Genomic DNA, 13,692 nt, shown 5'->3' with positions numbered 1-13,692 from the left:
ATTTTTAGAATTTTATAGCTTATTATTTACAAAATCTCAATAAAAAGCAATGATAAATATTCCCAATATCAAACTTATATCTCTATAAAAAAAGAAGTAGCTATCATGCTACTCCTTTTTGCTTTGTTTCTCATATTGTTCAAACGTGTGAATTCTTTCAAAAATTGGTGGGTGGGTGTATAAGAAAAACTTCACTAACGCAGGCGGATTTACTTGGCTTAAACTTGTTTTTGATAAATATTGAAAAGTTTTCACACCAGATTTCCCGTCCTTCGTCATATTTAAAGCATATTGATCTGCCGCTCTTTCTTCTATACGTGAAACGTAGTTTGTTGCTGGTTGTGCTGCAAAAGAGAGTATAGAAGAAATTAAGAAAAATAAAGGTAAAATGGAGAAACATGCCACTTTTGAAATTTGCAATGTATCTCCCCATTTGCGAATACACATATTTATAATACGACTAATTAAAAACATACCTATAAACGATAGCAATACATAACTTGCAACGCCAAAGTATATATGCTTCATAACATAATGTCCCATTTCATGAGCCATGATAAATAATATCTCTTTATCTTTTAACTGCTTAAGCGTTGTATCCCACATTACAATACGGGCGTTAGGACCAATTCCTGTTACGTAAGCATTTAATGCATTCGTTTTTTCTGACATATTTACTTCATATACGTGTTTAGCAGGAATGTCAGCTTTGTCTGCTATCGCTAAAATTTTCGTTTCTAATTCTTTATTTTTCAGCGTTGAGAAGTCGTTATAAAGCGGATCAATAACGACAGGCTGTATGAATGTTAAAAAGATTGTAAATGGAACAGAGAGCGCCCACCCTGCTAGCCACCACCTCTTCGGAAATTTACGGATAAGCCATAATAGAACGGTAACTACGATTAACATAGTCGCATAACTTTCCCAAAAACCGATAACATGATCTTTTATCCAGCTTTGTGTACTTTGTGTTGAAATGCCGTAATCAACGGATACTTTCCGGCCAATCCATTGCATCGGTAAGGCAAGCACTGTTGTCAGTAATGATAAATAAAAGAAATAAATCGCAACTTGCAAGACACTTATTTTAGTCGTTTCCTTCGACCATTTCTCAAACTTTCTTGAAATACCTAGCACAAGTACAAATAATAAAATAATCCATTCAAGAGGCGTCGCTAAAAAGTATAGTAAATTTTTCACGCGCGAATAATCTTGGCTTAGCGTAAGCTCTCTAGCACTCATAAACGTTTCTGGATCTGCACTTGTTCCTTTATACATGTCCGGAATAAGTTCATGATTCCATCCAAATAAATACCAATATATAAGTAACGCAAATCCAACGTACAAAAAAAGCGACCAACCAATAACCTTCCTCACGCTATTCCCTCCTCTATGCTGCCTGTCTATTATTATTGTAAGTTCGTACACGCTAAATTAGAACAAGCTTATTATGTGAATTGCTATGGATCTTTTTATTTACATAAAAAAACTCTTCTACATAAGAAGAGTTTTACCTATCTTTAAACACTTTCTTCGGTTCATAATCCGGAAGCACTTACAAACCAACGCCTTTTACATATCAAATATACTCATAGTCTTGAAAGAATAGCGTCGTTATAATAAAACGAAACTTTAATCAGTGGGGTCTTACTGCCCGGCAAATAGCGGGATAATCTTAAAAAATCCGATTAAAACTAGTACGTACCCTACTTGCTTTTTAGATAACATAAAGAGCCTCTTTAAGGAAGTACATCTATTAATAAACTAAAATCTTGTAAAGAGAAGGAACTATATTTCATAATACCCTGTACAGCTAAAAGTAAAATAAGACCGATCACACACATATAGTTAACGCTTTCTTCACTCTTTTTTTCAGTAACGACTCCACCACTTATACATAAAATCCCCAACAAATGGAGCGCTAAATACATGAAAAAGTAAGCTTCCTCCCAGCGCAAAATAACATTCACTGTCGTTATTAACACTAGACTAAGTAAAATCAAATAAAAAAACTTATTTGATGATATCGTTTCATTCATATAATTTTATACATCCCTTTCAAATTTAGAATTAATGATGTTTCAAAGCTATAAAGTAAATGATTGTTTTCATACTATAAAACAAAAGGAAAGCCACTATTACTTTCTCGAATACTTTATGAACCCACATATACTTCTCTCCATTTTTTCTGAAGATGCGCTTCATCATTTCTTCTACAATTAGACCAAATATTAGTACAACTCCTAATACAATAAGAAGAGAAATAATATTTTCTTTTAAATGATTACTAGAAAACAAATAATACTCTGGAAACACAAACGTATCTACTACAGGTTGAATCCAATTACAAAAGCTTTTATCACACATATCTGCAATAGACGTAGCATCTATAATTTCTTTTAATATTTTTTCAACCGTCTTCTTCATCTTATTTACTCCCGACTACATCTGAAAAGCTCTTTTCCTGCTCTGCATATATAACTGGCACTTCTTTACTCCAATACTTGCGATTAACAAATAAAAAGATAAGTACTAAGTTTAATCCCGTTATAAATATAATAAGTCCAGGAAAGAATGTCGTATAATTTGAGAAGTCTGCAAAACTCATAATTTTTTCTCTACTTATTAAAAAAGACGCGCCCATTACAAATGCATTGTTTAACATATGTATTGCAATTGGCATGAGTAAACTTTCCGTACGAATATATACGATCGACAATACGATGCTGAATATGGCTGCACCGAGGAAATCAACATGTAACAATGCAAACAATATTGCTACAACGATGGTCGCTATGCTCGTTCCCCATTTTGTTGCAAAGCGTTGAAGTAAAAATCCGCGAAAAACAAACTCCCCGATAATTGGTGCGATGAATACAACCCTAATGACTTGATATACATATCCCCCAGTACTATCTATAATCGGTTCATGCAATGCATTCATAATAAAGTCTGGTGTGATCCATGCAAAACTATACATATACAAAATAAGATACCCGTAACTAAATATGCATAACATAACCGTAATGTATAAAACTTGCACCAAGTTAAATGTTTCATTTTTATTAACAAACAATGAAAATGAAATGCGATGCTTTTTATACTCATAAAAAATCCATACCATCGGAAGGATATAGAATATAAGGATATTTATAAAAGAAGAATTTTGTATATGAAATATACTTGTTAGCAACTCGCCACTACTTCTCGCTATTAAAATTAATAGTGCAAATACAATTAAAAAATATCTAGCTCGCATCACTTGAAACGGATTCACACTCATCTCCTCCCCTATGTTACTTTTATCATATCATTTGATTCTTAATTTTTTGCGAAAGAAAACCTTAAAATTTCCTTAAAAATTCCATAAGTTACAAAAGAATGATATGATATTCGAGAAAATTAGGAGGGTTGTTTATGTACCAAGCAAATATTTTACTCGTTGATGATGAAACAGCAATTTTACAATTACTAACTACCATTCTTGAAAAAGAAGGTTTTTCTCATATTACAACTGCAACATCAGCTGAAATAGCTTTATCTCTAACTAAGGAAAACAATTACGATTTAATTATTTTAGATGTAATGCTTCCTGGACAATCTGGTTTTGATATTTGTCCAATCATTCGCCAACAAACAGATTGTCCCATTTTCTTCCTATCAGCAAAAGCATCTGATTTAGATAAAATATCTGGATTTTCATACGGTGCGGATGATTATATTACGAAGCCCTTTAATCCATTAGAAGTAGTAGCACGCATGAAAGCACAGCTTCGGAGACATATGAAACAAGCAGTACCGCACGAACAAAAATCACACTCGATTTCATTTGGAAGATTTGAAATTGATCAACACTCTGCAGAACTGACAGTGGATGGTCACATTGTCGAATGTTCCGCTCAACTCTTTCAACTACTACTCTTCTTTTGCGAGAATCCGAACTACGTATTTTCGAAAGAGGAAATATACGAAAAAGTTTGGGGAGCACCTGCCTATAATGGCGATGACAACACTGTTATGGTCCACATTCGAAAACTACGTGAAAAAATTGAACACGATCCAAGTAAACCAGAATATATAAAAACTGTTCGCGGCCTTGGTTATAAGTTCGTTACAAAGTAGGGTGACGATATGAATTTTAATAAACGACTTATTATTCAATTTATCATGCAACACGTTTTTGTTTTAGTTACATTACTTATCGCTGTAGTTGCTGCTTTTACTTATTTAATTTTTCTTCTTACTAGTACTTTATATGAACCTAACATTCCAGATTCTGATAGTTTTACGATTTCAAGATACATCTCTTCAGAAGATGGGCATATTTCATTACAATCTGAAGTGCAAGATTTAATAAAGGAGAAAAATGATTGGCTCCAAGTTGTAGATGAAAACGGAAAAATCCTCTACCACTTTAATACACCAAATGATGTTCCGAATGCTTATACGAAGACATCTTTAGTCGCATATATACAACATCATATCGAAAGTAATTATAAATTTACATATTGGGAAATTGAATTAGAAGAAAAGAAAGTACTTGTTATTTATGGTGGTATGTTAAAAAGCAATGCTTTATTAACAGCAATTCAAAAGGAGCATTCCTCTTTAACAATGGATTCGTTCACATTAACAGATCAAGAAAAACAGTTACTGTCTAAAGAAAAAGCAGCACTTCAAATATTTAATCAAAATGGCGAAGAGGTTTTTTCTTATACAACCGGAAAGAAAAAAACATTTTCAGCAATACAAATCGCCCTTAATGAAAAAGAACCTTGGAATCATAAAGAAAACACGTCTAGCTTTTACGATGCAAATAGTGGCAACCTTCTCGTTGTAACTGCAAAAAATGATCACTACTACCCAGATGACGAAATTGAAGATGTATTTACTAAGAAGTTTCTCATTGGATGCGGATTAATCCTTCTTATCGTATTTGTTTATTTAGTCATTCTTTCTATTTGGTATGGTAATAAATTCGGGAAACCGTTATTACATGCGATGCGCTGGCTTAAAAATATCGCTGGTGGAAAGTATGAAGAACCTATTAGTAAAAAAGGAAAGCCTGTCAGGTTCCGGCGATCTGGTAAAGAAAAATGGTCATTCCGTTTGTTTAGAGATGTGACAAGTTCACTAGAACACCTTTCTATTACACTCAAGAAAAATGATGCGATGAGGCAAGTACTTCAGCAAACACGAGAAGAATGGATTACCGGTCTAACGCATGATTTAAAAACACCACTTAGCTCTATATATGGCTACGCATTATTACTAGAATCAAATCAATACAACTGGACCGATTGTGATATTCAACAATTTGGTAGTGTTATGAAAGAGAAATCTCAATATATGACGACATTAATTGATGATTTAAGCTTAACGTATCAATTAAAAAATAATAGCCTTCCTGCACAGCACGTAAACGTTGAAATCAATCATTTCGTCCAAAAAGTATTATTGCAATTTATTAATAATCCAACACTTCAAAATCAAAATATTGAATTCGTACCGAGCTCAAATAAAATTCAATATTTCATTGAAGAAAAATGGTTCCAGCGTATTATCGAAAACTTACTTGTAAATGCTGTAAAACATAATAACGAAACAACTACTGTCATCGTAAAACTATCACAAAACGCCAATTCCTTTATACTCTCCATTTCGGATGACGGAAAAGGAATGGATGAAAAAACGAAAGAACTTCTATTTGAACGATATTACCGCGGAACAAACACAGAAGAAAGCAACATCGGAACTGGACTTGGCCTAGCCATTACAAAACAGCTCGTTCATGCTCATAACGGGACAATTTCCGTTGATAGTGCACTCGGAAAAGGAACGACGATTATTCTTGTGTTTCCGTTTCGTTCGTAGGAAAGACGCTATGTGGCGTCTTTTCTTATGGGGAAGTTTGATGGTACATGAAATTATGTTACTCGCCTTTTATTCTAGCTTATTGCGATAGTTCGGCGGTATATGAAGTTATATCAGCGATTTTTAAGATATATCGAATTGCCAACAAAAACCAACAATACCAGTCTACTTCCCCTACTATACAAAGTAAAAATAAAACTATTAACAAATACATTTCTAAACTGTTATACTATAAATAGAAGTATAAACTAAATAAGTTTTGCATAAAATGAAGTAGACGAGGTGCTTCCAACACCCCGTCACTGCAACTAATTACCGCGAGGTGGAAGGTTGCAACTAAAGCTTATTTGCGCTTAGAAGACTTCCCACGCTTCGCAGGCAGACGGGTGGTCTTCTTTTTGCGCTTTTTTGCCGTTAATTTCTTAAATCCCAAAACTATACCTTCTCTAGCTATAGTTTTTGTGATTTCCAACAAAATTTGCAAAAGAAATTCCATACGATTACACCTCCTTACTCCATTAAATGAAGAAAGGGCATAACCTTCCACCCGCAATATTTAATTGCTACTTTATTTTACCATTTTTAAATGTATTACAGATGAGGCAATACAAATTTAACAATCTACTCGTAAAAATAACCTTTCACAACTCACTATGAAAGGTCATCTCCATATTTTAGCTATTTCCCTACTAACACAAACACATTCTCATCAGGTGCTTCCATTACTGCAACATGTCCTGATTCCGTTGGAAATGGTTCGCGAATCCATTTTACATCTTTATTATCTTTTAAACTTTCATACGTTTGTTGTACATCTTCTACTAATACTTCCACTTCCGTAAAATTAATATCCGGATGATTGCTTATTACTAACTCCGAACTTTTCTCATCTGGAAATTTCAATCCTATTAACGTCCAAATAGCTCCTTCTTCTATTTCTCTTTCTATCATCCAGTTTTGCTTCATTCCCATTTCTTTATAGAAAGAAACTGATTTTTCTATATCTTTCGTATGTATAGATACACATTCTAGTTTTTTGAACATTTTCCTATTTCCCCCTTCATGAAAAAGCGAACCATCTCCCAATGATTCGCTCTTACCCTATTATTTTTTCTTCACCGGTATCCAAAGCTCTACTTGTGCAAACTCACTCTTATCTTCGTGGCAACGCTCATCGTACAGTTCAAACTCTGTAACTCCGCAATGTTCATATCCTGAATGCGGGAACCATTCTGAGAATACTGCATTCCAAGTTTGGTGAATAGACGATACCATTTCTTCATGAGGAACTTTCGGCGTTGTAAATACTGCATATGTTGCTGCCGGGAAAGTACGCTTTGCAATTTCATTTGGTACATTTTCAAAATCTGTAACTTCCATTCCGATAATATAAGTGAAGTCTCCTGTTTCTAAATTAAAATCAGTACATAATCCAAGCTCTACCCATTGGCTCGTATCTTTACGATTCGGAATCGTTGTCCCAAGATCTTTTTGTAAATATTCTTGCCAAAATACTGGAATGTCTTGATGGTTTTTCCCTTCTTTACTTGTCGTCTTCAATTCATAACCCGCCACTAAAAATTCTGGTTTATTTACAATACGATATTCCATTTGTATGCCCCCTAAATACGGATTTAATTTTCTTTGCTTTACATTCACTCTGTAATACATCGGTGTTTCGATTTCTTGTTTTCGATATTCACTCGGTGTCATTTGAAATAATTTTTTAAAGGCTCTCGTGAACGTTTCGTGAGATTGAAAGCCATGTTCAAACGCGATATCAATAACTTTTTCATCCGTATGAGAAAGTTGATAAGCTGCCCGGGCTAACCTCCTCTTTCGAACATACTCCATTACTGTATCCCCTACTAACGCCTGAAATACACGATGAAAATGCGACTCAGAAAAACCTGCAACCCGCGCTAAATTACGCAGCGTTTGTTTTTCCATTACATCTTCCTCGATATAATCAATTGACCTTTGAATTTGTGTTTCATAGCTTTCCATCTCTATTCACCCGCCTTATATGTATTATGATAAAAGAGAATCCTATCCAATTCTTGACGTTTTTTACTATAATTCCATAAAAAATTGTAACTTTTTTATATGTATTTCGTTGTTATGTATGAAGGGAGGGAAATGTAGTGAAACGTAAACAATATTTACTCAGAACATATGCAAGATTTATTTCGCTATCTTCTCTCCCTAACCGGAGATTCCCCCTATGCGGAAGATCTCATGCAAGAAACATTTTACCGAATGCTCGTCCATATTGACTATTATAAAGGGGAAGAAATTAGGCCGTGGTTATTTACAATTGCCTACAACGCCTTTATCGATTGGTATCGAAAAGAAAAAAAATATAAAACAACTACAGTGGAAGAATTCCATTTACCAAACGCGCCAAGTACAGAACATGAATATTTCGTAAAATTTGAGATCGCTAGTTGGTTAGAAAGTTTATCTTCTCTTCCGCTCGAAAGACGAAATGTCCTGCTACTACGAGATTACTATGGATTCTCCTATAAGGAAATAGCAGAAATGACTGGTCTCTCATTAGCGAAAGTAAAAATTGAATTACACCGCGGACGAAAAGAAGCGAGAAACATAGAGGAGTGATACAGATGGGTTGTGCAGCATTTAAAAAACTATGGGAGAAGTACGAAAACGGAACACTCACGCATGATGAACAAGAACTGTTAGAAAGTCATATTGAGTCATGTGAAGCGTGTGAAGCTTACTTAGATGAGCTGTTAACAAAGACAGAACCAATTAAGAAAAAGTTACCTCCAAAAGATTTTAAAGTTCCTTTTTGGAGAATTAAGTGGAAACATCGTTTACAAACGTTTGGTTTTATATTATCAATTTGCATCGTTATCTATATAATCGGCGGGGTATTATCAGCCTTTTATTTTCAAGCTAATAATGATAAAAGGCTAGAAGAAATTAGAGAGGTTCCTTCGCTTACACTTGAAGCAACGATCCCAAATAGCCGTGTTATGGGAGGCGGAACAAGTGTAGAAGCTTTTTTCCGTACGAATAGCCAATTTGATTTAGTACGAACCGTGGGTAAAAAAGAAATCCCCCTCGGTACAATAGAAACAAAAAGCTTCTTATCATCTGTAGATGTTACGAAGCGAACTTGGATGAATCCGTTCTATCAACCAAAACTCTTCTTTGTTCATCCAAAAACAGAGCAGGGTGATTATTTAAAGGATTCATCAAAAAAAGTATGGGATACACTTGCAAAAGTACATGATGGAACCGTTGCAGAAGTAGCAATTTCTTTTGATAAAGCTTACACTTTAAAAGAATTAGAACCGCTTTTATATAGTATATTTGAGGCACAAGAACTCCCTCCAACTCCTGTATGGTACGCTTTAGATACAGGGCAAGAAAGAAAAAATGTAGATAACTATATCCTACATGGCGGAGAAGCTATAGGGTTTCCAGAAAATGTAAGATTCCTCGATAATGAAACTGACGGGCAGAAAACGCAAGAAGACAAAGTAACCGAAATGATGCGCGTCCTTTCTATCCATAAAAAAACGGTAAGCAAAATAGCAGCGCTTTCTGAGAAAGAACTAAACTTAGATAAACGTTATCAATATGTAAAAGAGAATGGCGTAAAAGTATACGGCATTGTCATTACTGGCCCGTCGAAAGAGTTATTAAAATTACAAAACTCCCCGCACGTACGTTATGCGACTCTTGGAGATATTGAGATTTGGAATTGGTTTAATAATTAATAAAAAAGAAGTAGCGCTCTAAAAAAGATGCGCTACTTCTTTTTTATTCCGAAATCAATTTCACATACATCCCTCTCACCGCTTTTTCATAAGCAATATCATTCATCTGTCTTATGCTTTCTGACACAACAGACGAGTGAATAACTTCATCTTCACAAAGTAACGGCGGATCAATAAGACGCACTTTATTTTTCTGATGTAAATCATAATCGTTTCTATCTTCTATTACTTTTATATTTGGATGAACTTTGCTTAATAAAACTTCTACTTCGGGGTCATTACATTGCTGTAATTTCGAAATAAGCTCATCATCTTCAAGAAGAAAATCATCTGCATGAATAATCCTTTTATGAAGAGCTACCTTTAACGTTTTCGCTAACATATCATTTCCGTAAATATTCATTGGTTGCATAAAGAAATCAATTACTTCTTTGTAATACGTTTCTGTAAACCACTCTGCCATTTCGATACTTTGAAGAACCATTCTCTTCTCTACTGCAATGACATCCTCTAAAAAACTGTGAACTTCTTCTAAAGAAATATAACCATATGTATACATATCTCGTAATGTATAATCCACTCGATCTGCGCATAATTCGGGCGCTGATCTTTCCAGTAACGTCCACTTCGAATCATCTAATAAAATATCTTCATAGTTATAACCATGCTTCGCAAGGATCGCTGGAATTTCTGAGTTTTTCACAACAGAACTAAATATCTCTTCATGATAACTTTCATCTTTATTATCAAAAACGTAATCAATCACGTGGGAAAAAGCAGTATGTGATACGTCATGTAGTAAACCAGCAATCTGTTCTTCTACTGAACCACCTAGTTTTTTCACTAATAACATAACACCCACTGAATGCTCAAAGCGAGTTACATTCCATTTCTCGTTCATTAAGTAACTTGCGCCTGCTTGATGAATTCCCTTTAGTCTTTGCACAGACTTACTTAAAATTAATTCTTCTACTACTTGATCCACTTCAAATTCTCCGTATAGTACATCTGATATGATCACTTACAATCCCCCTTTATTTTAATCGAGTCTCTTTTATGAAATTAGCACCAACATAAATATTTATTGTTATTTGTTTTTATTGAAAAAATAGAGAGCCATCAGCTCTCTATTTCATAACCCCTATTCAAATGTAACTTCTACCTGCACAATCTCCGACCTACTACCAAGTCTAAGCGGTGGTCCCCAAAATCCAAATCCAGAAGAAACAATTGCGTGGAACGCGCCTTTTTGTGCGTATCCCCAGTCTAGCTCGTACATTCTTCTCGTTACAATATGATTGGGCGCCATTTGTCCGCGGTGCGTATGACCGGATAATAATAAATCTACACCTGCCGCTGCTGCTTGTTTCAACTCAAATGGCTGGTGATCCATTGCGATAACAGGCATCAATTTATCTACCGTACTCATTAATTGTTCAAAGCTTTGGCGATCTCGCTCTGTTTTATCTCTTCTTCCAACGAGATAAAAGTCATCTTCAATTGTAATCACTTCATCTAAAAGAATACGAATATCAATCTTATCCATCTCTTGTAAAAACTCTGGAACTGCTCTGCCGTAGTATTCATGGTTTCCTAAAACGCCATATACGCCTAATGGAGCTTTCATTTGTTTCATGATCGGTCCCATATTCTTTTGAATGAACACACCTGGATGATCATCGATAATATCACCTGGCAGTAAAATAATATCAGGTTCCATCTCATTTACATGACGAACAAGTCTTTTTAAATGCGAAACGCCAGACAGTTTACCGAAATGCATATCAGAAGCCATCGCAATGCGTAAACTTTTACGCCCCTCTACCTTTTTCGGTATGTGCACCTCGTACTTTCTTACTACCGGACTATACGCATTAAATACTCCATACGCAAAGATAAAGATAAATGCAGCTATCACAGCCGCCCCTGTCCAAATAATTGCCGCTTCTTTCTCTACTGAAAACTGTAAAAGAAAGACCATAATATCAGCTAATGGCAACAACATAAGCGCATATTGTATAACCGCAAACCAAATCGAACCTATCGTTCGCAGAAATGGCAAAAACTTAAACACTTGCACGAGAATGTACGCATATGAAATAAATGCAACTATGAAAGCATAATATCCCCAAGATTCCCAGCCAAATACCGCATGAAGCCAAACCCATCCGTTCCAGCCAATGTAAAACATAAGTAGTGTGTATATAATTAATATGGTAAATATATTGAGATAACGAAGATTCTTCACAGCCAGCCTCCTTATTGATTTCTTCTATTATAACTTGTTATGCACTTATAACGTAAATATTAAGCACTTCGCTCATCATAGTAAAAACCTATAGTTGTTAGACTTGTATCTAACAACTATAGGCACCATTTATATCAACATTGTTTTTACAAATGCTCTTTATAAAAACTTGTTAATTTTTCAACTGCAATTCTTACTGGTTCTGGTTGGTCGTATAAATCGTAATGACTCGCACCTTCCACAACAAGTAAATCTTTTTTCTCTGAAGCTGCTTTCTCATACAGCTCATGACCATCTTTATAAGAACCGAATGCGCCTTGCTTACTGCCGACAATAATTTGCAGCGGCTGCGTTAATAACGTATCTGCTAAATGGAACGCATCAAAACCGATTACGGATCCCATACTCGTAAAGTTTAACTTATTTGGCGAGTTCACACTTTGACCTCGCGGCGTTGTGTAATACTCAACTGCTTCTACAATATCTATATCCGTCATACCCGCTGCTACTAACTCTTCCTGATTTTTAGGAATCCAATTTGTAATCAGTTCCTCTGCTCCGCGTGCTTCAGCAGTACGTTGTTTACCAATCGCCTCTAACACCCCAATTGGATCAGCTTCACGATTTAATCGGCCAATATTTGCACCAACAACTGTGCCAACCGCTTTAATGCGGCGCTCTGTCATCGCAGCATTTACTGCATAACCACCACCTGCACACACGCCTAACACACCGATACGTTCTTCATCTATATAAGGAAGGGTAGTTACATAATCTACTGCTGAGCGAATATCCTCAACTCGCGCAGCTGGCTCTTCAATATACCTCGGCGCACCTTCACTTTCACCTTGATATGATGCATCAAACGCAAGCGTTACATATCCTTGTTCCGCTAACTTCTCGGCATACAATCCTGCTGTTTGATCTTTACAGCTACTACCTGGATGCACACAAACAATCGCTGCATTTTGTTTCTTTTCCTCAGCACCTTCAGGAATGTTCAAAATACCTGCAACTTGTAAACCTCTTGCATAAAATCTTACATTTTTCTTCGTAACTGCCATATATAAAACCACCCTTATCTTATTTTTAATTTTACACTTGTGAGAGTTATTACTCACGTGTATATTTATAATAAAGCGAGCAACCACTTGTTTCAATGACCACATTTACGCATTTGGGTGATAATACACACGTAACGAAATATGTGTATCAACAACGGAGGAACACCATATGGAGAAAATCGATAGAAGAATTATAAAATCACAAAAAGCCATTCAATCCACATTTATAGAGATGTTAATTACAGATGGTTTTGACGAAATTACAGTAAAAAACATTACAGAAAAAGCAAACATCGGGCGAAAAACTTTTTACTTACACTATCTAGATAAGTACAATTTATTAGATAAAATTGTGGATGATCATTTAGACCAACTAAAAGAAATATGCTATGAGAAACAAAACAAAGGTTATATAGAAGGAACTGTTATATGGTTTGAATACTTCAAAGAGCACAAACCATTTTTCGCGGCACTATTTAGAAGTAACAGTACATTATCATTTCAAAAAAAATTACTAACTTTCATCATGGGTGAAATAGAAAAAAAATTAAACACAAACACATCAGTAAATAAAAACATCGATAAACATATCGTCTTAAAATTTTTAGGAACAGCTGTAATGGGCATTTTGGAATCGTACGTATTGGATGAAATTGATAGTGATGTTGCGTTTGTTGCGACGCAAGTTGGGGAGTTGATGAGGAGGAATATATAAACAATACAGCGGCGATTCCCTTGAGAAGGATTCATAAAATTT

The 13,692-nt window shown here is 35.1% G+C and carries 15 protein-coding genes; 5 read left to right on the top strand and 10 right to left on the bottom strand.

Going from position 1 to position 13,692, the window contains the following annotated elements; translation table 11 throughout:
• Positions 1 to 108: 108 nt before the first annotated feature.
• The 4 genes from MR160_RS03020 to MR160_RS03005 all read right to left on the bottom strand — a co-directional run bounded on the left by MR160_RS03020 (position 109) and on the right by MR160_RS03005 (position 3,277).
• Entirely contained in the window at positions 109 to 1,377 is a 1,269-nt protein-coding gene (locus MR160_RS03020; RefSeq protein ID WP_001233314.1) for a M48 family metallopeptidase, read from the bottom strand.
• A gap of 362 nt (positions 1,378 to 1,739) precedes the next feature.
• On the bottom strand, positions 1,740 to 2,039 hold the full coding sequence (locus MR160_RS03015; protein WP_001006051.1) for a DUF2101 family protein: 300 nt from the start codon (positions 2,037 to 2,039) through the stop codon (positions 1,740 to 1,742).
• A gap of 31 nt (positions 2,040 to 2,070) precedes the next feature.
• Positions 2,071 to 2,427 (bottom strand): hypothetical protein, encoded by a 357-nt coding sequence (locus MR160_RS03010; RefSeq protein ID WP_000754347.1) that lies wholly within the window; start codon positions 2,425 to 2,427, stop codon positions 2,071 to 2,073.
• A 1-nt stretch (position 2,428) separates the two neighbouring features.
• Entirely contained in the window at positions 2,429 to 3,277 is an 849-nt protein-coding gene (locus tag MR160_RS03005) for a CPBP family intramembrane glutamic endopeptidase (RefSeq protein WP_001067992.1), read from the bottom strand.
• A 140-nt stretch (positions 3,278 to 3,417) separates the two neighbouring features.
• On the opposite strand from MR160_RS03005, the gene MR160_RS03000 reads away from it, so the two are divergent.
• Both MR160_RS03000 and MR160_RS02995 read left to right on the top strand, forming a co-directional pair.
• A complete protein-coding gene (locus tag MR160_RS03000; RefSeq protein ID WP_000283858.1) occupies positions 3,418 to 4,122 on the top strand; it encodes a response regulator transcription factor in 705 nt (234 codons plus the stop codon).
• A 9-nt stretch (positions 4,123 to 4,131) separates the two neighbouring features.
• Positions 4,132 to 5,874 carry a sensor histidine kinase gene (locus tag MR160_RS02995; RefSeq protein ID WP_086390232.1) on the top strand — a complete coding sequence of 581 codons (1,743 nt, stop codon included), beginning with the start codon at positions 4,132 to 4,134 and terminating at the stop codon, positions 5,872 to 5,874.
• A gap of 343 nt (positions 5,875 to 6,217) precedes the next feature.
• Here MR160_RS02995 and MR160_RS02990 read toward each other — a convergent pair whose 3' ends face one another.
• The 3 genes from MR160_RS02990 to MR160_RS02980 all read right to left on the bottom strand — a co-directional run bounded on the left by MR160_RS02990 (position 6,218) and on the right by MR160_RS02980 (position 7,881).
• Positions 6,218 to 6,370, bottom strand: coding sequence for a hypothetical protein (locus MR160_RS02990; RefSeq protein WP_000394945.1), 153 nt, complete (start codon positions 6,368 to 6,370; stop codon positions 6,218 to 6,220).
• Between the two features lie 182 nt (positions 6,371 to 6,552).
• Positions 6,553 to 6,918 carry a VOC family protein gene (locus tag MR160_RS02985; protein WP_000473636.1) on the bottom strand — a complete coding sequence of 122 codons (366 nt, stop codon included), beginning with the start codon at positions 6,916 to 6,918 and terminating at the stop codon, positions 6,553 to 6,555.
• A 60-nt stretch (positions 6,919 to 6,978) separates the two neighbouring features.
• Positions 6,979 to 7,881: an AraC family transcriptional regulator gene (locus MR160_RS02980; RefSeq protein ID WP_000446857.1), complete on the bottom strand. Its 903-nt coding sequence runs from the start codon at positions 7,879 to 7,881 to the stop codon at positions 6,979 to 6,981.
• Between the two features lie 168 nt (positions 7,882 to 8,049).
• Here MR160_RS02980 and MR160_RS02975 point away from each other — a divergent pair, with 168 nt between their 5' ends.
• A complete protein-coding gene (locus tag MR160_RS02975) occupies positions 8,050 to 8,493 on the top strand; it encodes an RNA polymerase sigma factor (protein WP_098900025.1) in 444 nt (147 codons plus the stop codon).
• 5 nt (positions 8,494 to 8,498) lie between these two features.
• Positions 8,499 to 9,623, top strand: coding sequence for an anti-sigma factor (locus tag MR160_RS02970; protein ID WP_098900024.1), 1,125 nt, complete (start codon positions 8,499 to 8,501; stop codon positions 9,621 to 9,623).
• 43 nt (positions 9,624 to 9,666) lie between these two features.
• Here MR160_RS02970 and MR160_RS02965 read toward each other — a convergent pair whose 3' ends face one another.
• From MR160_RS02965 to MR160_RS02955, 3 genes are all read right to left on the bottom strand, one after another.
• Positions 9,667 to 10,644 carry an HD domain-containing protein gene (locus MR160_RS02965; protein WP_242297052.1) on the bottom strand — a complete coding sequence of 326 codons (978 nt, stop codon included), beginning with the start codon at positions 10,642 to 10,644 and terminating at the stop codon, positions 9,667 to 9,669.
• Between the two features lie 120 nt (positions 10,645 to 10,764).
• Positions 10,765 to 11,871 (bottom strand): metallophosphoesterase, encoded by a 1,107-nt coding sequence (locus MR160_RS02960; RefSeq protein WP_063675083.1) that lies wholly within the window; start codon positions 11,869 to 11,871, stop codon positions 10,765 to 10,767.
• A 146-nt stretch (positions 11,872 to 12,017) separates the two neighbouring features.
• Positions 12,018 to 12,935, bottom strand: a complete 918-nt coding sequence (locus MR160_RS02955) for an alpha/beta hydrolase (protein WP_000301546.1) — start codon at positions 12,933 to 12,935, stop codon at positions 12,018 to 12,020.
• A gap of 169 nt (positions 12,936 to 13,104) precedes the next feature.
• Between MR160_RS02955 and MR160_RS02950 the strand changes: the two genes are divergently transcribed.
• A complete protein-coding gene (locus MR160_RS02950; RefSeq protein ID WP_086398432.1) occupies positions 13,105 to 13,650 on the top strand; it encodes a TetR/AcrR family transcriptional regulator C-terminal domain-containing protein in 546 nt (181 codons plus the stop codon).
• The last annotated feature ends 42 nt before the right edge of the window (positions 13,651 to 13,692 follow it).

The organism is Bacillus cereus group sp. BfR-BA-01382 (assembly GCF_022663475.1).
GTDB lineage: Bacteria > Bacillota > Bacilli > Bacillales > Bacillaceae_G > Bacillus_A > Bacillus_A thuringiensis_S.
This window is presented reverse-complemented; position numbering and strand designations above follow the sequence as displayed.